We start from the raw sequence: 21,454 nt of genomic DNA, 5'->3' as shown, positions 1-21,454 counted from the left end.
AACTACTCACTGGACACTGACAACGGCTGAACATCGCCGCCTGCGGGCGGCTTTTTTACAACCGGTTGTAAAAAAGCCGCCCGCAGGCGGCGATGTTCAGCCGTTGTCAGTGTCCAGTGAGTAGTTTTTAAAGCGGATGACCTCCTGACCGAGCCAGCCGTTTATTTCCCGAATCCTGTCCTGTAACGGGATTAGCTCATTGCGGACAAAGACCTTTGCCACTTTCTCAATATCGCCCAGTGACCCGACGTTCTCCGGCTTGCCACCCATCAACTGAAAGGGGATGCGGTGTGCGTCCAGCAGGTCAGCGGCGCTGGCTTTTTTGATATTAAAAAAATCGTCCTTCGTCGCCACTTCACTGAGCGGGATAATTTTAATGCCGTCGGCTTTCCCCTGTGGGGCATAGAGAAACAGGTTTTTAAAGTTGTTGCGGCCCTTCGACTTCACCATGTTTTCGCGGAGCATTTCGATATCGTTGCGATCCTGCACGGCATCAGTGACGTACATGATATATCCGGCATGAGCGCCGTTTTCGTAATACTTGCGGCGGAACAGCGTGGCCGACTCATTCAGCCAGGCAGAGTTAAGGGCGCTGAGATATTCCGGCAGGCCGTACAGCTCCTGATTAATATCCGGCTCCAGCAGGTGAAACACGGAGCCGGGCGCGAAGGCTGTCGGCTCGTTGAAGGACGGCACCCACCAGTAAACATCCTCCTCCACACCACGGCGGGTATATTTTGCCGGTGAGGTTTCCAGTCTGATGACCTTACCGGTGGTGCTGTAACGCTTTTCCAGAAACGCATTACCGAACACCAGAAAATCCAGCACAAAGCGGCTGAAATCCTGCTGAGAAAGCCACGGGTGCGGGATAAACGTTGAGGCCAGAATATTACGTTTGACGTAAATCGGTGAGCTGTGATGCACGGCAGCACGCAGGCTTTTTGCCAGACCGGTAAAGCTGACCGGCGGCTCATACCATCTGCCGTTACTGATGCACTCGACGTAATCCAGAATGTCACGGCGGTCGAGCACCGGCACCGGCTCACCAAAGGTGAATGCCTCCATTTTCGGGGCGCTGGCGGTCATTGTTTTCACCGCTGGCTGCGGTGTTTTCCCTTTTTTCTTACTCATCAGTAAAACTCCAGAATGGTGGATGTCAGCGGGGTGCTGATACCGGCGGTGAGTGGCTCATTTAACAGGGCATGCATGGTCGCCCAGGCGAGGTCGGCGTGGCTGGCTTCCTCGCTGCGGCTGGCCTCATAGGTGGCACTGCGTCCGCTGCTGGTCATGGTCTTGCGGATAGCCATAAACGAGCTGGTGATGTCGGTGGCGCTGACGTCATATTCCAGACAGCCACGGCGGATAACGTCTTTTGCCTTGAGCACCATTGCGGTTTTCATTTCCGGTGTGTAGCGGATATCGCGCGCGGCGGGATAGAACGAGCGCACGAGCTGGAACACGCCGACACCGAGGCCGGTGGCATCAATACCGATGTATTCGACGTTGTATTTTTCGGTGAGTTTGCGGATGGATTCCGCCTGAGTGGCAAAGTCCATGCCTTTCCACTGGTGACGCTCAAGTATTCTGAATTTGCCACCGGCCACCACCGGCGGTGCCAGCACCACGCATCCGGCGCTGTCGCCACGGTGTGACGGGTCGTAACCAATCCATACCGGACGGGAGCCGAACGGATTGGCGGCAAACGGTGCGTAGTCTTCCCATTCTTCCAGTGTGTCGACCATGCAGCGTTGCAGCTCCTCGAACGGGAACACCGACGCCTTGTCGTCAACAAATTCACACATGAACAGGTTTTTAAAATCATCGGCGCTGTTTTCACGTTTGAGCTGCTCAATGTCGAACAGCGTGCAGCCGCCTTTCAGGGCATCCTCAATGGTGACAATCTGCCGCCACTGGCCGTCCGCACAGAGAAGCCCACCGGCAAGGGCATTATGACTGACGTCGATTTCCACGCGTTCGGCGGCGCTGGCGCGTCCCCGGTTGAACAGTTCACCCGACCAGAACGGGTAGGCGTCGTGCGCCAGTGTGGACGGGGTGGAGAAATAGGTCGAGCGCAGGTGACTCTGTGAGGCCATACCTGATGCCACCTTACGCAGTACCTGAAAATTCGGGATCCAGAAAATCTCATCGACGTACAGGTCGCCGTTATGGCTCTGTGCGGTGTTGGAGTTGGTGCCGAGAAAAATCAGTTTTGCGCCGTTATTGCCCAGGACAATCGGGTCACCGGTCAGGTCAACGTCAACCAGCCGGGCAAAGGCGATGATGTATTCGCGGAACACATACGCCTGCGTTTTACTGGCCGACAGAAAAATCTGGTTATGACCGGTTTTCAGGGCGCGCAGCAGCGCCTCGCGGGAAAAATAAAACGTCGCGCCAATCTGGCGGGATTTCAGGATATCGCGGATGCGGTGCTCAAGCCCGGCGCGATACCAGTGCAACTGATATTCGAAAGACTGCTCAAAGAAAATCTGCTCCAGCTTTTCGATGGCCTCGTCACTGAAAAAATTCTTTTTCGGTTTGCGACGCCCGCCTTTGTTGCGGTTAGCGATGTTCGGATTAAGGTCTGCCTCGTTGCCGGTCTGGCTGTAGCGGTTTACCCGTGCCAGTCGTTCAATCTGGCGTCCGAGCAGGTCAATTTCCTTGAAGTCACCGCCGGTTTTCTGCGGTTTGATGATGAGCTGGGTCAGCCGCGCTTCCAGACTCATTTCGACACGGCTGATGGGGGCAACACTGTCCCAGCCGTCGCGCTGTTTCCAGCTCTGCACCGTCGGGCGTTTCATCTGCAACATGGCGGCAATCTGCGGCACGGAAAATCCCTGCCAGTACAGCAGCGCCGCCTGACGACGCGGGTCGTGTAAAAGAGTGGTGTCTGTGGTGATGGTCATGAATACCTCGCCGTGATGAATACACGGCAAGGCTACTGAGTCGCGCCCCGCGATTCGCTAAGGTGCTGTTGTGTCAGTGATAAGCCATCCGGGACTGATGGCGGAGGATGCGCATCGTCGGGAAACTGATGCCGACATTTGACTCCTCTAATCACTATTCAGGACTCCTGACAATGGCAAAAAAAGTCTCAAAATTCTTTCGTATCGGTGTTGAGGGTGACACCTGTGACGGGCGTGTCATCAGTGCGCAGGATATTCAGGAAATGGCCGAAACCTTTGACCCGCGAGTCTATGGTTGCCGCATTAACCTGGAACATCTGCGCGGCATCCTGCCTGACGGTATTTTTAAGCGTTATGGCGATGTGGTCGAACTGAAGGCCGAAAAGATTGACGACGATTCGGCGCTGAAAGGCAAATGGGCGCTGTTTGCGAAAATCACCCCGACCGATGACCTTATCGCGATGAACAAGGCCGCGCAGAAGGTCTATACCTCAATGGAAATTCAGCCGAATTTTGCCAACACCGGCAAATGTTATCTGGTGGGTCTGGCCGTCACCGATGACCCGGCAAGCCTCGGCACGGAATACCTGGAATTCTGCCGCACGGCAAAACACAACCCCCTGAACCGCTTCAAATTAAGCCCTGAAAACCTGATTTCAGTGGCAACGCCTGTTGAGCTGGAATTTGAAGACCTGCCTGAAACCGTGTTCACCGCCCTGACCGAAAAGGTGAAATCCATTTTTGGCCGCAAACAGGCCAGCGATGACGCCCGCCTGAATGATGTGCATGAAGCGGTGACCGCTGTTGCTGAACATGTGCAGGAAAAACTGAGCGCCACTGAGCAGCGCATCGCAGAAATGGAAACCGCCTTTTCTGCACTTAAGCAGGAGGTGACTGACAGGGCGGATGAAACCAGCCAGGCATTCAGCCGCCTGAAAAACAGTCTCGACCACACCGAAAGTCTGACCCAGCAGCGCCGCAGCAAGGCCACCGGCGGTGGCGGTGATGCCCTGATGACGAACTGCTGACCGTCGTCAGTCAGTCCGGGAAAACCTTCACGATTAACCCTTAATTTCAGGAAAAACTATGCGCCAGGAAACCCGCTTTAAATTTAATGCCTACCTGTCCCGTGTTGCCGAACTGAACGGCATCGACGCCGGTGATGTGTCGAAAAAATTCACCGTTGAACCGTCGGTCACCCAGACCCTGATGAACACCATGCAGGAGTCCTCTGACTTTCTGACCCGCATCAACATTGTGCCGGTCAGCGAAATGAAAGGGGAAAAAATTGGTATTGGTGTCACCGGCTCCATCGCCAGCACCACCGACACCGCCGGTGGCACCGAGCGTCAGCCGAAGGACTTCTCGAAGCTGGCGTCAAACAAGTACGAATGCGACCAGATTAACTTCGATTTTTATATCCGCTACAAAACGCTTGACCTGTGGGCGCGTTATCAGGATTTCCAGCTCCGTGTCCGTAACGCCATTATCAAACGCCAGTCCCTTGATTTAATCATGGCCGGTTTTAACGGCGTGAAGCGTGCCGAAACCTCTGACCGCAGCAGCAATCCGATGTTGCAGGATGTGGCGGTCGGCTGGCTGCAGAAATACCGCAATGAAGCCCCGGCGCGCGTGATGAGCAAGGTCACTGACGAGGAAGGCCGCACCACCTCTGAGGTTATCCGCGTGGGCAAGGGCGGTGATTATGCCAGCCTTGATGCACTGGTGATGGATGCGACCAACAACCTGATTGAGCCGTGGTATCAGGAAGACCCTGACCTTGTGGTGATTGTGGGACGTCAGCTACTGGCAGACAAGTATTTCCCCATCGTCAACAAGGAGCAGGACAACAGCGAAATGCTGGCCGCTGACGTCATCATCAGCCAGAAACGCATCGGTAATCTGCCGGCGGTACGTGTTCCGTACTTCCCGGCGGATGCGATGCTCATCACGAAGCTGGAAAACCTGTCCATCTACTACATGGATGACAGCCATCGCCGCGTGATTGAGGAAAACCCGAAACTTGATCGCGTGGAGAACTACGAGTCAATGAACATTGATTACGTGGTGGAAGACTACGCCGCCGGTTGTCTGGTGGAAAAAATTAAGGTCGGTGACTTCTCCACACCGGCTAAGGCGACCGCAGAGCCGGGAGCGTAACCGATGACGAGTCCCGCACAGCGCCACATGATGCGGGTCTCGGCAGCGATGACCGCGCAGCGGGAAGCCGCCCCGCTGCGACATGCAACTGTCTATGAGCAGATGCTGGTCAAGCTGGCCGCAGACCAGCGCACACTGAAAGCGATTTATTCAAAAGAGCTGAAGGCCGCGAAAAAGCGCGAACTGCTGCCGTTCTGGTTGCCGTGGGTGAACGGCGTGCTGGAGCAGGGCAAAGGCGCACAGGATGACATTCTGATGACGGTCATGCTGTGGCGTCTGGATACCGGCGATATTGCCGGTGCGCTGGAGATTGCCCGTTATGCCCTGAAGTACGGTCTGACCATGCCGGGTAAACACCGCCGTACCCCGCCGTACATGTTCACCGAGGAGGTCGCGCTCGCGGCCATGCGCGCCCACGCTGCCGGTGAGTCTGTGGATCCCCGCCTGCTGACGGACACCCTTGAACTGACCGCCACAGCTGACATGCCTGATGAAGTGCGCGCAAAGCTGCACAAAATCACCGGTCTGTTTCTGCGTGACGCTGGTGATGCCGCAGGGGCGCTGGCGCATCTGCAACGTGCGACACAGCTCGACTGTCAGGCAGGCGTCAAAAAAGAGATTGAACGACTGGAGCGGGAGCTGAAACCGAAGCCGGAGCCGCAGCCAAAAGCGGCCACCCGTACCCCGCGTAAGACCCGGAGCGTGACACCGGCAAAACGTGGACGCCCGAAAAAGAAAGCCAGTTAACAACCGAATGCGCCCCGCGCCAGGGCGGCACGCCGGTCAGTGAGGGTGAATCACCTGACACTGCACCGGCGTCCACCGCCCGACTTTTCAGAGGTAGTCATGATGACGCTGATTATTCCGCGAAAGGAGGCTCCCGTGTCCGGTGAGGGTACGGTGGTCATCCCGCAACCGGCAGGCGACGAGCCGGTGATTAAAAACACGTTCTTTTTTCCCGATATCGACCCGAAGCGCGTCCGGGAACGTATGCGCCTTGAGCAGACCGTCGCCCCCGCCCGTCTGCGTGAGGCCATCAAGTCAGGCATGGCGGAAACAAATGCGGAGCTGTACGAGTACCGCGAACAGAAAATTGCCGCCGGTTTTACGCGTCTGGCGGACGTTCCGGCGGACGACATCGACGGTGAAAGTATCAAAGTTTTTTACTACGAGCGCGCCGTGTGTGCGATGGCGACCGCGTCGCTTTATGAGCGTTATCGCGGCGTGGATGCCAGTGCGAAAGGCGACAAGAAGGCCGACAGCATTGACAGCACCATTGATGAACTGTGGCGGGATATGCGCTGGGCAGTGGCGCGCATCCAGGACAAGCCACGCTGCATCGTGAGTCAAATCTGATGAAGACCTTTGCGCTACAGGGCGACACGCTCGACGCCATTTGTGTCCGGTATTACGGGCGCACTGAGGGCGTGGTCGAGACTGTGCTCGCCGCAAATCCGGGACTGGCTGAACTGGGTGCGGTGCTGCCGCACGGCACCGCCGTCGAACTGCCCGACGTTCAGACCGCGCCCGTGGCTGAAACTGTCAATCTGTGGGAGTAACGCATGACAGCAGAAGAAAAAAGCGTCCTGTCGCTTTTCATGATTGGGGTGCTGATTGTTGTCGGCAAGGTGCTTGCCGGTGGTGAACCCATCACCCCGCGTCTGTTTATCGGGCGCATGTTGCTCGGTGGTTTTGTCTCGATGGTTGCCGGTGTTGTTCTGGTGCAGTTTCCTGACCTGTCACTGCCTGCGGTGTGCGGCATCGGCTCCATGCTGGGTATCGCCGGTTATCAGGTGATTGAGATTGCCATTCAGCGCCGTTTTAAGGGCAGGGGGAAACCGTAATGCCGGTAATTAACACGCATCAGAATATCGCGGCCTTTCTCGACATGCTGGCCGTGTCCGAAGGGACGGCGAACCATCCGCTGACGAAAAACCGGGGCTATGACGTGATAGTCACCGGAGTGGACGGAAAGCCGGAAATTTTCACCGACTACAGTGACCACCCGTTCGCGCATGGCCGACCGGCGAAGGTGTTTAACCGTCGCGGTGAAAAATCCACGGCCTCCGGTCGCTATCAGCAGCTTTACCTGTTCTGGCCGCATTACCGCAAACAGCTTGCCCTGCCGGATTTCAGTCCGTTGTCACAGGACAGACTCGCCATTCAGTTGATCCGCGAACGCGGTGCACTGGATGACATCCGGGCGGGACGCATTGAGCGCGCCATTTCACGCTGTCGCAATATCTGGGCGTCCCTGCCGGGAGCCGGTTACGGTCAGCGTGAGCATTCACTGGAAAAACTGGTCACCGTCTGGCGTACCGCTGGCGGCGTACCGGCTTAAACGGAGTAAACACCATGAAGAAATTATCCCTTTCACTGATGCTGAACGTGTCGCTGGCGCTGATGCTGGCACTGTCCCTGATTTACCCGCAGAGCGTGGCCGTCAATTTTGTCGCCGCCTGGGCGATTCTGGCGACGGTTATCTGTGTGGTTGCCGGCGGTGTCGGCGTGTATGCCACAGAGTATGTACTGGAACGCTACGGGCGGGGGCTGCCGCCGGAATCGCTGGCCGTGAAGATTGTCACGTCGCTGTTTTTGCAGCCGGTGCCGTGGCGCAGACGGGCGGTGGCTCTGGTAGTGATGGTGGCGACGTTTATCTCGCTGGTCGCTGCCGGGTGGATTTTTACCGCGCTGATTTATCTCGTGGTATCGGTGTTCTTCCGGCTGATACGTACGGCCTGCCGTCAGCGTTTTGAGGGGCGGGAACCATGTCAAAGCTGATGATTGTGATGGTTGTGTTGTTATCGCTGGCGGTGGCGGGTCTGTTTCTGGCGAAGCATAAAAACGCCAGCCTGCGCACCTCACTGGACAGGGCAAACAATGTCGCCAGCGGGCAGCAGACGACCATCACCATGCTGAAAAACCAGCTTCATGTTGCGCTCACCAGGGCAGACAAAAACGAGCTGGCGCAGGTTGCACTGCGTCAGGAGCTGGAGAACGCCGCGAAGCGTGAAGCACAGCGCGAGAAAACCATCACGAGGTTACTCAATGAAAACGAAGATTTTCGCCGCTGGTACGGCGCTGGCCTGCCTGATGCTGTGCGCCGGTTGCACCAGCGCCCGGCCTGCACCGACGCCAGTGATTGTCCACAACGCCTGCCCGAAAGTGAGCCTTTGCCCGATGCCGGGCAGTGACCCGGAGACGAACGGTGATTTAAGTGCCGATATCCGGCAGCTTGAGAACGCGCTGGCACGCTGTGCCAGCCAGGTAAAAATGATTAAACACTGTCAGGACGAAAACGATGCTCAAACCCGACAGCCTGCGCAGGGCGCTGACTGATGCCGTCACGGTGCTGAAAACCAGTCCCGAGATGCTGCGGATATTCGTGGATAACGGGAGTATTGCCTCCACACTGGCGGCGTCGTTGTCATTCGAAAAGCGTTACACGCTCAATGTCATTGTGACCGACTTTACCGGTGATTTTGACCTGCTCATCGTGCCGGTGCTGGCGTGGCTGCGGGAAAATCAGCCCGACATCATGACCACCGACGCAGGCCAGAAAAAGGGCTTCACGTTTTATGCAGACATCAACAATGACAGCAGCTTTGATATCAGCATCAGCCTGATGCTGACCGAGCGCACGCTGGTCAGTGAGGTGGACGGCGCGCTGCATGTGAAGAATATCCCGGAACCTCCGCCGCCGGAGCCGGTTACCCGCCCGATGGAGCTGTATATCAATGGCGAACTGGTGAGCAAGTGGGATGAATGAGTTTAAGCGTTTTGAAGACCGGCTGACCGGACTTATTGAGTCGCTGTCACCGTCAGGGCGTCGGCGACTGAGTGCCGAACTGGCGAAACGCCTGCGGCAGAGTCAGCAGCGTCGGGTGATGACACAGAAAGCCCCGGACGGCACACCCTATGCGCCACGCCAGCAGCAGAGCGCCAGAAAAAAGACCGGTCGCGTTAAGCGAAAAATGTTTGCGAAACTTATCACCAGTCGTTTTTTGCATATCCGCGCCAGCCCGGAGCAGGCATCAATGGAATTTTACGGCGGGAAGTCGCCGAAAATCGCCAGTGTGCATCAGTTCGGTCTGTCGGAAGAAACCCGGAAAGACGGTAAGAAAATTGATTATCCGGCGCGTCCTCTGCTCGGCTTTACCGGTGAGGATGTGCAGATGATTGAAGAGATTATCCTGGCTCACCTCGACCGTTAGTTGTGCCATTCCCGACACCTCATCGTCACATTGCCGCCGGTATGACCCGGCGGCATCCTTCCCGTTATGAACACTCTCGCAAATATTCAGGAACTCGCGCGCGCACTGCGCAACATGATCCGCACCGGCCTTGTCGTCGAAACCGACCTTAACGCCGGTCGCTGCCGTGTGCAGACCGGCGGCATGTGCACCGACTGGTTGCAGTGGCTGACCCAGCGCGCCGGTCGTTCGCGCACATGGTGGGCACCTTCCGTGGGGGAACAGGTGCTGATTCTGGCCGTGGGCGGTGAACTCGACACGGCGTTCGTTCTGCCGGGGATTTATTCCGGCGATAACCCTGCGCCGTCTGCGTCGGCTGATGCCCTGCATATCCGTTTCTCTGACGGGGCGGTGATTGAGTATGAACCCGAAACCAGTGCACTCACGGTAAGCGGAATTAAAACGGCCAGCGTGACGGCTTCTGATTCTGTTACTGCCACGGTACCGGTGGTCACGGTGAAAGCGTCAACCCGTGTCACCCTGGACACGCCGGAGGTGGTCTGCACAAACAAGCTGACTACCGGCACGCTGGAAGTGCAGAAGGGCGGGACGATGCGCGGCAACATTGAACACACCGGCGGTGAACTCTCATCAAACGGTAAGGTACTGCATACCCATAAACACCCCGGCGACAGCGGCGGCACAACCGGGAGTCCTCTATGACAGCACGTTATCTCGGAATGAATCGCAGTGATGGCCTGACTGTCACTGACCTTGAGCATATCAGCCAGAGTATCGGCGATATCCTGCGCACGCCGGTCGGCTCACGGGTGATGCGTCGTGATTACGGCTCATTGCTGGCGTCAATGATTGACCAGCCGCAGACCCCGGCGCTTGAGTTGCAGATTAAGGTCGCCTGTTACATGGCGGTGCTGAAATGGGAACCCCGCGTCACCCTGTCATCCGTCACCACGGCGCGCAGCTTTGACGGGCGAATGACAGTTACGCTAACCGGCCAGCACAACGACACCGGCCAGCCACTTTCGTTAACCATCCCTGTGAGTTGAAACCATGCCGATTATCGACCTGAACCAGCTACCCGCACCGGATGTGGTCGAGGAGCTGGACTTTGAAACCATTCTCGCTGAACGCAAGGCGACACTGATTTCCCTTTACCCGGAAGACCAGCAGGAGGCGGTCGCCCGTACCCTGACGCTGGAATCCGAGCCTCTCGTCAAACTGCTGGAGGAAAATGCTTATCGTGAGCTTATCTGGCGTCAGCGTGTGAATGAGGCCGCACGGGCGGTGATGCTGGCCTGTGCCGCCGGTAACGACCTTGATGTGATTGGTGCCAATTACAACACCACGCGCCTGATTATCACCCCGGCAGATGATTCGACCATCCCGCCGACACCGGCAGTGATGGAATCTGACACCGATTATCGTCTGCGTATTCAGCAGGCGTTTGAAGGTTTAAGCGTCGCCGGGTCGGTGGGAGCCTATCAGTATCATGGTCGCAGTGCCGACGGGCGTGTCGCGGATATCTCTGTCACCAGTCCTTCTCCGGCCTGCGTCACCATCTCTGTGCTGTCACGTGAAAATAACGGCGTCGCATCCGAAGACCTGCTGGCGGTGGTGCGTAACGCCCTGAATGGCGAGGACGTCAGGCCGGTGGCCGACCGCGTGACCGTGCAGTCTGCCGCCATTGTTGAATACCAGATAAACGCCACGCTTTACCTTTACCCTGGTCCCGAAAGCGAACCCATCCGCGCTGCCGCCGTGAAAAAACTGGAAGCGTATATCACGGCACAGCACCGGCTGGGGCGCGACATCCGTCTGTCTGCCATTTATGCCGCTTTGCATGTGGAAGGCGTGCAGCGTGTCGAACTGGCTGCACCGCTGGCCGACATCGTGCTCAACAATACGCAGGCGTCTTTCTGTACCGAATACCGCGTCGTGACCGGAGGCTCGGATGAGTGATTCGCGCCTGCTGCCGACCGGCTCATCACCGCTTGAGGTCGCCGCCGCAAAAGCCTGTGCGGAAATTGAAAAAACGCCGGTCAGTATTCGTGAGCTGTGGAACCCGGACACCTGCCCGGCAAATCTGCTGCCGTGGCTGGCGTGGGCGTTTTCGGTCGACAGGTGGGATGAAAAGTGGCCGGAAGCGACAAAACGCGCCGTTATCCGCGATGCGTATTTCATCCACTGTCATAAAGGCACTGTCGGCGCAATCCGGCGTGTGGTGGAGCCGCTCGGCTATCTCATTAACGTAAAGGAATGGTGGGAGACAAACGACCCGGCCGGAACCTTTCGCCTTGATATCGGTGTGCTGGAAAGCGGTATCACAGAGGAGATGTATCTGGAAATGGAACGGCTGATTGCCGATGCCAAACCCGCAAGTCGCCACCTTATCGGTCTGAACATTATCCAGGACATTCCCGGCTGTCTGTATACAGGCGGTGTGGTCTGTGATGGTGATGTTATTACTGTTTATCCCGGATAAGTGAGAAACAATGAGCACGAAATTTAAAACCGTTATCACTACTGCCGGAGCCGCGAAGCTGGCAGCCGCCACTGTCCCCGGCGGGAAAAAAGTAAACCTGTCTGCAATGGCTGTGGGTGACGGTAATGGCCAATTGCCGGTGCCGGATGCCGGTCAGACGAAACTGGTGCATGAAGTCTGGCGTCATGCCCTGAATAAAGTCAGTGTGGATAACAAGAATAAAAACTATATCGTGGCTGAACTGGTTGTTCCGCCAGAAGTGGGCGGCTTCTGGATGCGTGAGCTTGGTCTGTATGACGATGCCGGAACACTGATTGCGGTATCCAACATGGCAGAAAGCTATAAGCCAGAACTGGCTGAAGGCTCCGGACGTGCGCAGACCTGCCGCATGGTTATTATTCTCAGCAACGTGGCGTCCGTTGAGCTGAGTATTGATGCCAGCACAGTGATGGCGACGCAGGATTACGTCGATGACAAAATCGCAGAGCATGAGCAGTCCCGCCGCCATCCTGACGCCACGCTGACAGAAAAAGGTTTTACTCAGTTAAGCAGTGCAACAACCAGCACCAGTGAGTCATTGGCGGCAACGCCAAAAGCGGTCAAGGCAGCAAATGACAACGCAAATTCACGTCTGGCGAAAAATCAGAATGGTGCAGATATCCAGGATAAATCAGCTTTTCTGGACAATGTTGGCGTTACCAGCCTGACGTTTATGAAAAACAGCGGCGAAATGCCGGTTGATGCTGATCTGAATACATTTGGTCCTGTTAAGGCTTATTCAGGTATCTGGTCTAAAGCAACGTCCACCAACGCAACTCTGGAGAAAAATTTCCCGGAAGATAATGCTGTCGGTGTGCTTGAGGTTTTTGCTGGCGGCAATTTTGCAGGCACGCAACGCTATACCACACGTGACGGAAATTTGTATATCCGCAAACTCATTGGAACATGGAATGGTAATGATGGACCATGGGGAGCATGGCGCCATGTTCAGGCTGTAACGCGTGCTCTAAGTACGACCATTGACCTTAACTCTCTCGGTGGCGCAGAACATTTAGGTCTATGGAGAAACAGCAGTTCAGCAATAGCTTCTTTTGAACGACATTACCCTGAGCAGGGAGGAGACGCGCAGGGCATTCTGGAAATTTTCGAAGGTGGGCTATATGGACGCGCGCAGCGTTATACAACCCGTAACGGGACTATGTATATTCGCGGCCTGACAGCCAAATGGGATGCAGAAAATCCACAGTGGGAAGACTGGATCCAAATTGGTTATCAGACCAGTAGTACCTTCTATGAGGATGACCTGGATGATTTGATGTCTCCGGGTATTTACAGTGTGACAGGCAAAGCGACCCACACCCCAATCCAGGGGCAGTCTGGTTTTCTGGAAGTCATCAGGCGCAAGGATGGTGTCTATGTTTTGCAACGTTACACGACCACAGGAACCAGCGCAGCTACAAAAGACCGTTTATATGAGCGAGTTTTTCTTGGTGGCTCATTTAACGCGTGGGGGGAGTGGCGACAGATTTATAACTCAAACTCTTTGCCGTTAGAGTTGGGTATCGGTGGCGCAGTGGCAAAACTCACCAGCCTGGACTGGCAGACATACGATTTTGTGCCGGGCAGTCTGATAACCGTTCGGCTTGATAATATGACCAACATTCCCGACGGTATGGACTGGGGCGTCATTGATGGCAACCTGATAAACATCGCAGTTGGTCCGAGTGATGATTCCGGTACGGGGCGCTCAATGCATGTATGGCGCAGCACTGTAAGTAAAGCGAATTACCGCTTTTTTATGGTGCGTATTTCAGGAAATCCGGGAAGCCGCACGATCACGACAAGACGTGTGCCAATTATCGACGAAGCTCAGACATGGGCGGCGAAACAAACCTTCAGCGCCGGTATTTCAGGCGAACTGTCCGGCAATGCGGCTACAGCTACAAAGCTGAAAACGCCAAGGACAATTAACGGCGTAAAATTTGACGGCTCGGCAAATATTGAAGCGTTTCCGCCAGGTGTTCCGCTGCCGTGGCCATCAGATACACCACCTGCAGGCTATGCGATCATGCAGGGGCAGACGTTTGATAAGGCTGCATATCCGAAACTGGCTATTGCCTATCCTTCTGGTGTTATTCCTGATATGCGCGGCTGGACAATCAAGGGCAAACCCTCCAGTGGGCGTGCCGTATTGTCACAGGAACAGGACGGGATTAAATCGCATACTCACAGCGCCAGTGCGTCAAATACGGACTTAGGAACGAAAACGACCAGTTCATTTGATTACGGGACAAAAACAGTCAGTACGTTTAACCACGGCACAAAATCAACCAATACTTCTGGCAATCATACACATACCGTCGGTTTTGCTGTGAGCGTGCAATCAGGCGGCGCAGATTATGGTGTTCCGCGAAGTGATAAAGGTGCTACGACTACAAGTTCATCAGGCAATCATGCACATACAGTCGACATTGGAGCACATAACCATACTGTTGGTATTGGTGCACATTCACACACTGTTGCTATTGGCTCACACGGGCATTCCATTACCGTAAATGCTACTGGTAATACCGAAAACACCGTCAAAAACATCGCATTTAACTATATTGTGAGGCTTGCATAATGGCTTTCAGAATGAGTGCGGAAGCACAAACTATCCGCGTTTTCAATTTACTTGATGGAACCAATGAGTTTATTGGCGAAAGTGATGCATATATTCCGCCGTATACTGGCCTGCCTGCAAACAGTACAGATATTGCACCACCTGATATTCCTGCTGGTTATGCAGCCGTTTTCAATGCAGATGAAATGAAATGGGAGTTGATGGAAGATCATCGCGGAAAGACTGTCTACGAAACGAAAACGGGAGCAGCCATTTATATTTCTGAACTTGGCGCATTACCTCCAGACGTGACAGCCATTTCCCCGGAGGGGGATTATCAGAAATGGAACGGAAATGCGTGGGTGAATGATGAGAATGCAGAGCGTGATGCACTTGTCAGAGCGGGTGAGTCTCAGAAGAAAGAGCAGATTGCATATGCAGGTGAAATCATTGCCATGCTGCAGGATGCTGTCGATTTAGATATGGCTACCGAGGAAGAAAAGTTAAGCCTGACACACTGGAAAAAATACCGTGTGCTACTTAATCGCGTTCAGCCGGAAAATGCTCCGGATATAGAATGGCCTGAAATGCCGCAATAAATCGTATTAGCTCTGGTGTGAGATTACTCATCTATGGCACAGAGTAAAACCTAATCTGACTGTCCGCTCTGTGCTAGGAGCGGACGTGATGCATATCTGTCACCAAATTTAATGTGCCACTACAAACAGAGTATATAGTTGAATATTATAGTGCACCCCGGCCTCATGAATATAACGGTGGATTACCGCCGAACGAGTCGGAAAATAGATACTGGAAAAACTCTAAAATCGAGGCCAGTTTTTGTTGTTCTCTACAATAATAATCGGATTTTCCCATGACAAGTTTAATAGTATTTAGGTGCCTGAAGTGAAGTTGAAGAAGCTATTGATGAAAGTTGTGAAAGTGGTAAAGGAGCAGGTTCTAAGTACCGTTATTTCGGGAATAATAGGCATAGCGGCTACAGTAGGGCTTTTCCATTTCACTTCACAGCCAATACGATCTGCTGATGTTCGCGAAAAATTAGTTGAAATGGCTCGGGAGTGCATCCAGCAGCAGCTTGCCACACATTTGGACTCAGTGGCGTTTGACTCAGTGGCTAGCGAGTCTCTCGATCTAAGCACCTCAAACTCCGTTGTAGTCTACGGAAGAACTGTGAGCACAAATGGTGCCCTTAGCCGTTTCCTGATGGTCTTCGAGCCCTCTGGACAGAGTTTGATAGATAAGGTGGTTGGCAGACCTGGATTCTACGATATTGGGTATTGGGCAATCATCCCAGACGTAGGGGACGACGAGGTTGTGGCTTCTTCAGTAAACATTGAAGACCTCGACAAAGATGGTAACAAGGACATACTAGTCCGCTTAAAGTCAACTTACGCGGATGGTGTATCCAAAGGGCTTCTTATACTTAAAAAGGATATCCATGATGTATGGCATTTGATGGGGCTTCCATCAATGACAGAGATCATGCATTCCATTGCTGCAGGTCAGCCTCCCCAGCCGGAAGGTCTTCACCTTCCACTTCCGGCAATACAATGGTTTAGTAATGACGAAAAACTCAAACCAAAGTCTGATATCAAACAATATCTTAATTGGGAAATTGACGAAGATAACTTGCAGGTCGCTGATTCCACTGGAAATCATTCTTTTTGGATGTTCAGAAACGGCACCAAGATAAAAATGTTCGAGAATGGACAAGCCGGCTACAAGCACTTTGGTGTACTGGTCAACATCAATGATGAAGAGGCGATACAGGGAAGGCATCATCTCATGGTCAGCTTTTTCAAGATAGAGAATAATAGTTTGGTTCCTGATCCGAATTGGAACTGGGCCTATCCCATGTTCTCTATCGGATTAGAGGATAGCCAAGAAGTTGAATTAAGTGACATGCAGGAAGCGGGCTTACAAGCTCATGTTTCTGGTAGCTCCGTTTTCGGCCTGACAGAGTTTGGGAAAATGGACTCAGATTAATATTCGCTAACCTTACCAACGAAGAGCAGGTCACAGGTATGGCCTAATTATGTTTTCAGAGGAGTCAGGGCTCAAGAATGCCCCCAGATAAGCCGTAAATCCTGTAGCGCAAAATCGTCTCAGATGACGCAGAGATATTAAAAACGCCTCAACCTGTTCATCAATTAATTGATAGGTTGAACTGTTAGTTAAACTTTCACCAGCAGAAAGGTATGAACTTTTTCGACTCGCTCAAAGCTGGCTGTCAGAGCTGATAGCGTTTTGGCTACGTAAATTGTCAGTTGGAAACTGAGCGAGTACAAATCAGGACGGGCGGGCTGATTGCCCGCCTTTTCTTTATCTGTTGTTTCATCCACTGACCAGCCAGGTCAAATAGCGTCTCATGCACTGCCCAACAGAAAATAGTTGCACCCATTAACCACGGAGTTAAACGGATGAGCGACTATCATCATGGCGTGCAGGTGCTGGAGATTAACGACGGCACCCGCGTCATTTCCACCGTATCCACCGCCATTGTCGGCATGGTCTGCACGGCCAGCGATGCGGATGCGGAAACCTTCCCCCTCAATAAACCGGTGCTGATTACCAATGTGCAGAGCGCGATTGCAAAGGCCGGTAAAAAAGGCACGCTGGCGGCATCGTTGCAGGCTATCGCCGACCAGTCAAAACCGGTCACCGTTGTCGTGCGTGTGGAAGACGGCACCGGCGACGACGAGGAAACGAAACTCGCGCAGACCGTTTCCAATATCATCGGCACCACCGACGAAAACGGTCAGTACACCGGACTGAAAGCCCTGATGGGGGCTGAGTCGGTTACCGGCGTTAAACCGCGCATTCTTGGTGTGCCGGGGCTGGACACCAAAGAGGTTGCCGTCGCACTGGCATCGGTATGCCAGGAACTGAATGCATTCGGGTATGTCAGCGCATGGGGCTGTAAAACCATTTCCGAGGTGAAAGCCTACCGCCAGAATTTCAGCCAGCGTGAGCTGATGGTCATCTGGCCGGATTTCCTCGCATGGGATACGGTCACCAGCACCACCGCCACCGCGTATGCCACCGCCCGTGCGCTGGGTCTGCGCGCTAAAATCGACCAGGAGCAGGGCTGGCATAAAACGCTGTCCAACGTCGGGGTAAACGGTGTTACCGGCATCAGCGCATCTGTATTCTGGGATTTGCAGAAGTCCGGCACTGATGCTGACCTGCTGAACGAGGCAGGCGTCACAACGCTGGTTCGCCGCGACGGTTTCCGTTTCTGGGGTAACCGTACCTGCTCCGATGACCCACTGTTCCTCTTTGAAAGCTACACACGCACCGCGCAGGTACTGGCCGACACGATGGCTGAGGCGCACATGTGGGCTATTGATAAGCCCATCACCGCAACGCTGATTCGCGACATCATTGATGGCATCAATGCCAAATTCCGCGAACTGAAAAGCAACGGTTATATCGTGGATGGCACATGCTGGTTCAGTGAAGAATCCAACGATGCGGAAACCCTCAAGGCCGGAAAACTGTATATCGACTACGACTATACCCCGGTGCCTCCCCTCGAAAACCTGACCCTGCGCCAGCGTATTACTTCAAGATACCTGGCAAGTCTGGTCACCTCGGTTAACAGCAATTAAGGAGCCTGACCGATGGCAATGCCGCGCAAACTCAAGTTAATGAACGTCTTTCTGAACGGCTACAGCTATCAGGGCGTCGCGAAGTCCGTCACGCTGCCAAAACTGACCCGTAAGCTCGAAAACTATCGCGGTGCGGGGATGAACGGCAGCGCACCGGTAGACCTCGGCCTTGATGACGATGCGCTGTCAATGGAGTGGTCGCTCGGGGGCTTCCCGGATTCGGTTATCTGGGAACTTTACGCCGCAACCGGTGTGGATGCCGTGCCGATTCGTTTTGCAGGCTCTTACCAGCGTGACGATACCGGCGAAACGGTGGCCGTCGAAGTGGTCATGCGTGGCCGTCAGAAAGAAATCGACACCGGCGAGGGTAAACAGGGAGAAGACACCGAGTCGAAAATCTCCGTGGTCTGCACCTATTTCCGGCTGACGATGGACGGTAAGGAGCTGGTCGAAATTGACACCATCAACATGATTGAGAAGGTGAACGGCGTCGACCGGCTGGAGCAACACCGCCGCAATATCGGCCTGTGATTTTCATCCGGTCAGCCTGGCTGACCGGTTAACCCTGATTCAGAAGTGAGAAAACCATGAACAAAGAAAATGTGATTACCCTGGACAATCCGGTCAAGCGTGGTGAGCAGGTTATCGAACAGGTCACGCTGATGAAACCCAATGCCGGGACGCTGCGCGGTGTCAGTCTGGCTGCGGTCGCAAACTCCGAAGTCGATGCACTGATTAAAGTGCTGCCGCGCATGACGGCACCGATGCTGACTGAGCAGGAGGTCGCCGCGCTGGAGCTGCCTGACCTTGTGGCGCTGGCCGGTAAGGTGGTCGGTTTTTTGTCGCCGAACTCGGTGCAGTAACGTTTCCGAAAAATCTCTCGGTCGATGACCTGATGGCGGATGTGGCAGTGATATTTCACTGGCCGCCATCAGAACTGTATCCCATGAGCCTGACCGAACTCATCACATGGCGCGAAAAGGCGCTCCGGCGAAGCGGAAACACGAATGAGTAACAATGTAAAATTACAGGTATTGCTCAGGGCTGTTGACCAGGCATCCCGCCCGTTTAAATCCATCCGCACAGCGAGTAAGTCGCTGTCGGGGGATATCAGGGAAACACAAAAATCACTGCGCGAGCTGAACGGTCACGCATCCCGTATTGAGGGATTTCGCAAGACCAGCGCACAGCTTGCCGTGACTGGTCATGCACTTGAAAAGGCACGGCAGGAAGCCGAAGCACTTGCCACACAGTTTAAAAACACTGAACGTCCGACCCGTGCTCAGGCGAAAGTGCTGGAATCCGCAAAGCGTGCGGCGGAGGACTTACAGGCGAAATATAACCGCCTGACGGATTCCGTTAAGCGCCAGCAGCGGGAGCTGGCCGCTGTGGGAATTAATACCCGCAATCTTGCACATGATGAGCAGGGACTGAAAAACCGTATCAGTGAAACCACCGCACAGCTTAACCGTCAGCGCGACGCGCTGGCGCGTGTCAGTGCGCAACAGGCAAAACTTAACGCAGTCAAACAGCGTTATCAGGCCGGAAAGGAACTGGCCGGAAATATGGCCTCAGTGGGCGCTGCCGGTGTGGGGATTGCGGCGGCGGGAACGATGGCCGGAGTTAAGCTGCTGATGCCCGGTTATGAGTTTGCGCAGAAAAACTCAGAATTGCAGGCCGTGCTCGGAGTGGCAAAAGACTCCGCCGAAATGACCGCACTACGCAAACAGGCGCGCCAGCTCGGCGACAATACCGCCGCCTCGGCGGATGATGCGGCCGGTGCACAGATAATCATCGCGAAAGCGGGTGGGGATGTTGATGCCATTCAGGCGGCAACGCCGGTCACGCTGAATATGGCGCTGGCGAACCGCCGCACGATGGAAGAAAACGCCGCCCTGCTGATGGGGATGAAATCCGCCTTTCAGCTTTCAAACGATAAGGTCGCTCATATCGGGGATGTTCTCTCCATGACGATGAACAAAACCGCCGCCGATTTTGACGGCATGAGCGATGCGCTGACCTATGCCGCACCTGTGGCAAAAAATGCCGGTGTCAGCATTGAAGAAACCGCCGCAATGGTCGGGGCGCTGCATGATGCAAAAATCACAGGCTCAATGGCGGGGACGGGAAGCCGTGCCGTATTAAGCCGCCTGCAGGCACCGACGGGAAAAGCATGGGATGCACTCAAAGAGCTTGGAGTGAAAACCTCAGACAGCAAGGGAAACACCCGGCCAATATTTACCATTCTGAAAGAAATGCAGGCCAGTTTTGAGAAAAACCGGCTCGGTACTGCCCAGCAGGCTGAATACATGAAAACTATTTTCGGGGAGGAGGCCAGCTCAGCCGCCGCCGTGCTGATGACTGCCGCCTCAACCGGAAAGCTGGACAAACTGACCGCTGCGTTTAAAGCCTCAGACGGGAAGACCGCCGAGCTGGTAAATATCATGCAGGACAACCTAGGCGGTGACTTTAAAGAGTTTCAGTCCGCTTATGAGGCAGTGGGGACTGACCTGTTTGACCAGCAGGAAGGCGCACTGCGTAAGCTCACTCAGACGGCCACAAAGTATGTGTTAAAACTCGACGGCTGGATCCAGAAAAACAAATCACTGGCGTCAACCATCGGCCTCATTGTCGGTGGCGCGCTGGCGCTTATTGGCATCATCGGTGCCATTGGTCTTGTAGCCTGGCCGGTTATCACCGGCATCAATGCCATTATCGCGGCAGCAGGCGCAATGGGGGCAATCTTCACGACGGTTAGCAGTGCTGTTATGACGGCCATCGGGGCGATTAGCTGGCCGGTTGTGGCCGTGGTGGCCGCCATTGTCGCCGGGGCGTTGCTTATCCGTAAATACTGGGAGCCTGTCAGCGCATTCTTTGGCGGTGTGGTTGAAGGGCTGAAAGCGGCATTTGCGCCGGTGGGGGAACTGTTCACGCCACTGAAGCCGGTGTTTGACTGGCTGGGCGAAAAGTTACAGGCCGCGTGGCAGTGGTTTAAAAACCTGATTGCCCCGGTCAAAGCCACCCAGGACACCCTGAACCGTTGCCGTGACACGGGCGTCATGTTCGGGCAGGCACTGGCTGACGCGCTGATGCTGCCGCTTAATGCGTTCAACAAACTGCGCAGTGGTATTGACTGGGTACTGGAAAAACTCGGTGTTATCAACAAAGAGTCAGACACACTTGATCAGACCGCCGCCAGAACTCAAGCCGCCACGTATGGCAGCGGTGGTTATATTCCGGCGACCAGCTCTTATGCAGGCTATCAGGCTTATCAGCCGGTCACGGCACCGGCTGGCCGCTCTTATGTAGACCAGAGTAAAAACGAATATCACATCAGCCTGACGGGTGGTACTGCGCCGGGGACACAGCTTGACCGCCAGTTACAGGATGCGCTCGAAAAATACGAGCGGGATAAACGTGCGCGCGCCCGTGCCAGCATGATGCATGACGGTTAAGGAGGT

The 21,454-nt window shown here is 54.6% G+C and carries 26 protein-coding genes and 4 pseudogenes; 27 read left to right on the top strand and 3 right to left on the bottom strand.

What is annotated here, in order from left to right:
* Positions 1 to 96: 96 nt before the first annotated feature.
* Both A7Z06_RS19800 and A7Z06_RS19795 read right to left on the bottom strand, forming a co-directional pair.
* Positions 97 to 1,131, bottom strand: coding sequence for a phage portal protein (locus A7Z06_RS19800; protein ID WP_000038188.1), 1,035 nt, complete (start codon positions 1,129 to 1,131; stop codon positions 97 to 99).
* Entirely contained in the window at positions 1,131 to 2,903 is a 1,773-nt protein-coding gene (locus A7Z06_RS19795; RefSeq protein ID WP_000156847.1) for a terminase ATPase subunit family protein, read from the bottom strand. Before A7Z06_RS19795 ends, A7Z06_RS19800 begins: the two co-directional genes overlap by 1 nt.
* 173 nt (positions 2,904 to 3,076) lie before the next feature.
* On the opposite strand from A7Z06_RS19795, the gene A7Z06_RS19790 reads away from it, so the two are divergent.
* The 22 genes and pseudogenes from A7Z06_RS19790 (at position 3,077) to A7Z06_RS19695 (ending at position 16,368) form a co-directional block, all read left to right on the top strand.
* Entirely contained in the window at positions 3,077 to 3,931 is an 855-nt protein-coding gene (locus A7Z06_RS19790; RefSeq protein ID WP_078214773.1) for a GPO family capsid scaffolding protein, read from the top strand.
* A 58-nt stretch (positions 3,932 to 3,989) separates the two neighbouring features.
* Complete coding sequence (locus A7Z06_RS19785) at positions 3,990 to 5,063, top strand: phage major capsid protein, P2 family (protein WP_063120434.1); 1,074 nt, start codon at positions 3,990 to 3,992, stop codon at positions 5,061 to 5,063.
* Positions 5,064 to 5,066: 3 nt separating this feature from the next.
* Positions 5,067 to 5,810: a phage terminase small subunit gene (locus tag A7Z06_RS19780; RefSeq protein ID WP_000203434.1), complete on the top strand. Its 744-nt coding sequence runs from the start codon at positions 5,067 to 5,069 to the stop codon at positions 5,808 to 5,810.
* Between the two features lie 99 nt (positions 5,811 to 5,909).
* Positions 5,910 to 6,419: a head completion/stabilization protein gene (locus tag A7Z06_RS19775; protein ID WP_000988633.1), complete on the top strand. Its 510-nt coding sequence runs from the start codon at positions 5,910 to 5,912 to the stop codon at positions 6,417 to 6,419.
* Complete coding sequence (locus A7Z06_RS19770) at positions 6,419 to 6,622, top strand: tail protein X (protein ID WP_000846409.1); 204 nt, start codon at positions 6,419 to 6,421, stop codon at positions 6,620 to 6,622. Before A7Z06_RS19775 ends, A7Z06_RS19770 begins: the two co-directional genes overlap by 1 nt.
* Positions 6,623 to 6,625: 3 nt before the next feature.
* Complete coding sequence (locus A7Z06_RS19765) at positions 6,626 to 6,907, top strand: phage holin family protein (RefSeq protein WP_000123123.1); 282 nt, start codon at positions 6,626 to 6,628, stop codon at positions 6,905 to 6,907.
* Entirely contained in the window at positions 6,907 to 7,404 is a 498-nt protein-coding gene (locus A7Z06_RS19760; RefSeq protein WP_001530534.1) for a glycoside hydrolase family 24 protein, read from the top strand. Before A7Z06_RS19765 ends, A7Z06_RS19760 begins: the two co-directional genes overlap by 1 nt.
* Positions 7,405 to 7,418: 14 nt before the next feature.
* On the top strand, positions 7,419 to 7,844 hold the full coding sequence (locus tag A7Z06_RS19755) for a DNZ54_00345 family protein (RefSeq protein WP_050868992.1): 426 nt from the start codon (positions 7,419 to 7,421) through the stop codon (positions 7,842 to 7,844).
* Positions 7,832 to 8,257, top strand: a complete 426-nt coding sequence (gene lysB / locus A7Z06_RS19750) for an Rz-like lysis system protein LysB (protein WP_050868991.1) — start codon at positions 7,832 to 7,834, stop codon at positions 8,255 to 8,257. The genes A7Z06_RS19755 and lysB overlap by 13 nt, the downstream gene beginning before the upstream one ends.
* Positions 8,157 to 8,402 carry an Rz1-like lysis system protein LysC gene (lysC, locus tag A7Z06_RS22155; RefSeq protein WP_225103931.1) on the top strand — a complete coding sequence of 82 codons (246 nt, stop codon included), beginning with the start codon at positions 8,157 to 8,159 and terminating at the stop codon, positions 8,400 to 8,402. The genes lysB and lysC overlap by 101 nt, the downstream gene beginning before the upstream one ends.
* On the top strand, positions 8,365 to 8,832 hold the full coding sequence (locus A7Z06_RS19740; RefSeq protein ID WP_000917169.1) for a phage tail protein: 468 nt from the start codon (positions 8,365 to 8,367) through the stop codon (positions 8,830 to 8,832). The genes lysC and A7Z06_RS19740 overlap by 38 nt, the downstream gene beginning before the upstream one ends.
* Positions 8,825 to 9,277 carry a phage virion morphogenesis protein gene (locus tag A7Z06_RS19735; protein WP_001001801.1) on the top strand — a complete coding sequence of 151 codons (453 nt, stop codon included), beginning with the start codon at positions 8,825 to 8,827 and terminating at the stop codon, positions 9,275 to 9,277. Before A7Z06_RS19740 ends, A7Z06_RS19735 begins: the two co-directional genes overlap by 8 nt.
* A gap of 66 nt (positions 9,278 to 9,343) precedes the next feature.
* Positions 9,344 to 9,979 carry a phage baseplate assembly protein V gene (locus tag A7Z06_RS19730; protein WP_001093744.1) on the top strand — a complete coding sequence of 212 codons (636 nt, stop codon included), beginning with the start codon at positions 9,344 to 9,346 and terminating at the stop codon, positions 9,977 to 9,979.
* Positions 9,976 to 10,323 carry a GPW/gp25 family protein gene (locus tag A7Z06_RS19725; RefSeq protein WP_000127163.1) on the top strand — a complete coding sequence of 116 codons (348 nt, stop codon included), beginning with the start codon at positions 9,976 to 9,978 and terminating at the stop codon, positions 10,321 to 10,323. The genes A7Z06_RS19730 and A7Z06_RS19725 overlap by 4 nt, the downstream gene beginning before the upstream one ends.
* A gap of 4 nt (positions 10,324 to 10,327) precedes the next feature.
* Complete coding sequence (locus A7Z06_RS19720) at positions 10,328 to 11,236, top strand: baseplate assembly protein (protein WP_001121473.1); 909 nt, start codon at positions 10,328 to 10,330, stop codon at positions 11,234 to 11,236.
* The gene (locus A7Z06_RS19715; protein ID WP_105279553.1) at positions 11,229 to 11,759 is read left to right on the top strand and encodes a phage tail protein I; all 531 of its coding nucleotides are present in this window, start codon (positions 11,229 to 11,231) and stop codon (positions 11,757 to 11,759) included. Before A7Z06_RS19720 ends, A7Z06_RS19715 begins: the two co-directional genes overlap by 8 nt.
* Before the next feature lie 10 nt (positions 11,760 to 11,769).
* Positions 11,770 to 12,342, top strand: a pseudogene (locus tag A7Z06_RS22480) (phage tail protein); the annotation flags it as partial.
* Positions 12,343 to 13,761: 1,419 nt separating this feature from the next.
* Positions 13,762 to 14,059, top strand: a pseudogene (locus tag A7Z06_RS22475) (phage tail protein); the annotation flags it as partial.
* 125 nt (positions 14,060 to 14,184) lie between these two features.
* A pseudogene (locus tag A7Z06_RS22470) lies at positions 14,185 to 14,382 on the top strand (phage tail protein); the annotation flags it as partial.
* A complete protein-coding gene (locus A7Z06_RS19705; RefSeq protein WP_105279551.1) occupies positions 14,382 to 14,960 on the top strand; it encodes a tail fiber assembly protein in 579 nt (192 codons plus the stop codon). The pseudogene A7Z06_RS22470 and the gene A7Z06_RS19705, both read left to right, overlap by 1 nt.
* Before the next feature lie 125 nt (positions 14,961 to 15,085).
* Positions 15,086 to 15,220: pseudogene (locus A7Z06_RS19700) on the top strand (IS3 family transposase); the annotation flags it as partial.
* Between the two features lie 68 nt (positions 15,221 to 15,288).
* Complete coding sequence (locus A7Z06_RS19695; RefSeq protein WP_105279550.1) at positions 15,289 to 16,368, top strand: hypothetical protein; 1,080 nt, start codon at positions 15,289 to 15,291, stop codon at positions 16,366 to 16,368.
* Positions 16,369 to 16,556: 188 nt separating this feature from the next.
* Here A7Z06_RS19695 and A7Z06_RS21840 read toward each other — a convergent pair whose 3' ends face one another.
* Positions 16,557 to 16,724 carry a hypothetical protein gene (locus tag A7Z06_RS21840; protein WP_023908562.1) on the bottom strand — a complete coding sequence of 56 codons (168 nt, stop codon included), beginning with the start codon at positions 16,722 to 16,724 and terminating at the stop codon, positions 16,557 to 16,559.
* Positions 16,725 to 16,802: 78 nt separating this feature from the next.
* Here A7Z06_RS21840 and A7Z06_RS19690 point away from each other — a divergent pair, with 78 nt between their 5' ends.
* From A7Z06_RS19690 to A7Z06_RS19670, 5 genes are read left to right on the top strand one after another with little or no spacing between them, the layout of a single operon-like run.
* Complete coding sequence (locus A7Z06_RS19690) at positions 16,803 to 17,993, top strand: phage tail sheath protein (RefSeq protein WP_105279549.1); 1,191 nt, start codon at positions 16,803 to 16,805, stop codon at positions 17,991 to 17,993.
* A 12-nt stretch (positions 17,994 to 18,005) separates the two neighbouring features.
* The gene (locus A7Z06_RS19685) at positions 18,006 to 18,524 is read left to right on the top strand and encodes a phage major tail tube protein (RefSeq protein ID WP_001251408.1); all 519 of its coding nucleotides are present in this window, start codon (positions 18,006 to 18,008) and stop codon (positions 18,522 to 18,524) included.
* A gap of 56 nt (positions 18,525 to 18,580) precedes the next feature.
* Positions 18,581 to 18,856 carry a phage tail assembly protein gene (locus tag A7Z06_RS19680; protein WP_001031303.1) on the top strand — a complete coding sequence of 92 codons (276 nt, stop codon included), beginning with the start codon at positions 18,581 to 18,583 and terminating at the stop codon, positions 18,854 to 18,856.
* Between the two features lie 32 nt (positions 18,857 to 18,888).
* On the top strand, positions 18,889 to 19,008 hold the full coding sequence (locus A7Z06_RS19675; protein WP_000785970.1) for a GpE family phage tail protein: 120 nt from the start codon (positions 18,889 to 18,891) through the stop codon (positions 19,006 to 19,008).
* Entirely contained in the window at positions 19,001 to 21,448 is a 2,448-nt protein-coding gene (locus A7Z06_RS19670) for a phage tail tape measure protein (RefSeq protein ID WP_078232995.1), read from the top strand. Before A7Z06_RS19675 ends, A7Z06_RS19670 begins: the two co-directional genes overlap by 8 nt.
* Positions 21,449 to 21,454 lie beyond the last annotated feature (6 nt).

The sequence above is a fragment of the Escherichia sp. MOD1-EC6819 genome (assembly GCF_002965765.1).
Lineage (GTDB): Bacteria > Pseudomonadota > Gammaproteobacteria > Enterobacterales > Enterobacteriaceae > Escherichia > Escherichia ruysiae.
Note: the sequence above shows the minus strand (reverse complement) of the source record. Positions and strands in the feature narration are given on the sequence as shown.

Bases quoted from the DNA above. Each gene is read 5' to 3' on its own strand.
- A7Z06_RS19800 (WP_000038188.1), bottom strand. From the start codon at position 1,131: ATGAGTAAGAAAAAAGGGAAAACACCGCAGCCAGCGGTGAAAACAATG.
- A7Z06_RS19795 (WP_000156847.1), bottom strand. From the start codon at position 2,903: ATGACCATCACCACAGACACCACTCTTTTACACGACCCGCGTCGTCAG.
- A7Z06_RS19790 (WP_078214773.1), top strand. From the start codon at position 3,077: ATGGCAAAAAAAGTCTCAAAATTCTTTCGTATCGGTGTTGAGGGTGAC.
- A7Z06_RS19785 (WP_063120434.1), top strand. From the start codon at position 3,990: ATGCGCCAGGAAACCCGCTTTAAATTTAATGCCTACCTGTCCCGTGTT.
- A7Z06_RS19780 (WP_000203434.1), top strand. From the start codon at position 5,067: ATGACGAGTCCCGCACAGCGCCACATGATGCGGGTCTCGGCAGCGATG.
- A7Z06_RS19775 (WP_000988633.1), top strand. From the start codon at position 5,910: ATGATGACGCTGATTATTCCGCGAAAGGAGGCTCCCGTGTCCGGTGAG.
- A7Z06_RS19770 (WP_000846409.1), top strand. From the start codon at position 6,419: ATGAAGACCTTTGCGCTACAGGGCGACACGCTCGACGCCATTTGTGTC.
- A7Z06_RS19765 (WP_000123123.1), top strand. From the start codon at position 6,626: ATGACAGCAGAAGAAAAAAGCGTCCTGTCGCTTTTCATGATTGGGGTG.
- A7Z06_RS19760 (WP_001530534.1), top strand. From the start codon at position 6,907: ATGCCGGTAATTAACACGCATCAGAATATCGCGGCCTTTCTCGACATG.
- A7Z06_RS19755 (WP_050868992.1), top strand. From the start codon at position 7,419: ATGAAGAAATTATCCCTTTCACTGATGCTGAACGTGTCGCTGGCGCTG.
- lysB (WP_050868991.1), top strand. From the start codon at position 7,832: ATGTCAAAGCTGATGATTGTGATGGTTGTGTTGTTATCGCTGGCGGTG.
- lysC (WP_225103931.1), top strand. From the start codon at position 8,157: ATGCTGTGCGCCGGTTGCACCAGCGCCCGGCCTGCACCGACGCCAGTG.
- A7Z06_RS19740 (WP_000917169.1), top strand. From the start codon at position 8,365: ATGCTCAAACCCGACAGCCTGCGCAGGGCGCTGACTGATGCCGTCACG.
- A7Z06_RS19735 (WP_001001801.1), top strand. From the start codon at position 8,825: ATGAATGAGTTTAAGCGTTTTGAAGACCGGCTGACCGGACTTATTGAG.
- A7Z06_RS19730 (WP_001093744.1), top strand. From the start codon at position 9,344: ATGAACACTCTCGCAAATATTCAGGAACTCGCGCGCGCACTGCGCAAC.
- A7Z06_RS19725 (WP_000127163.1), top strand. From the start codon at position 9,976: ATGACAGCACGTTATCTCGGAATGAATCGCAGTGATGGCCTGACTGTC.
- A7Z06_RS19720 (WP_001121473.1), top strand. From the start codon at position 10,328: ATGCCGATTATCGACCTGAACCAGCTACCCGCACCGGATGTGGTCGAG.
- A7Z06_RS19715 (WP_105279553.1), top strand. From the start codon at position 11,229: ATGAGTGATTCGCGCCTGCTGCCGACCGGCTCATCACCGCTTGAGGTC.
- A7Z06_RS19705 (WP_105279551.1), top strand. From the start codon at position 14,382: ATGGCTTTCAGAATGAGTGCGGAAGCACAAACTATCCGCGTTTTCAAT.
- A7Z06_RS19695 (WP_105279550.1), top strand. From the start codon at position 15,289: ATGAAAGTTGTGAAAGTGGTAAAGGAGCAGGTTCTAAGTACCGTTATT.
- A7Z06_RS19690 (WP_105279549.1), top strand. From the start codon at position 16,803: ATGAGCGACTATCATCATGGCGTGCAGGTGCTGGAGATTAACGACGGC.
- A7Z06_RS19685 (WP_001251408.1), top strand. From the start codon at position 18,006: ATGGCAATGCCGCGCAAACTCAAGTTAATGAACGTCTTTCTGAACGGC.
- A7Z06_RS19680 (WP_001031303.1), top strand. From the start codon at position 18,581: ATGAACAAAGAAAATGTGATTACCCTGGACAATCCGGTCAAGCGTGGT.
- A7Z06_RS19675 (WP_000785970.1), top strand. From the start codon at position 18,889: ATGGCGGATGTGGCAGTGATATTTCACTGGCCGCCATCAGAACTGTAT.
- A7Z06_RS19670 (WP_078232995.1), top strand. From the start codon at position 19,001: ATGAGTAACAATGTAAAATTACAGGTATTGCTCAGGGCTGTTGACCAG.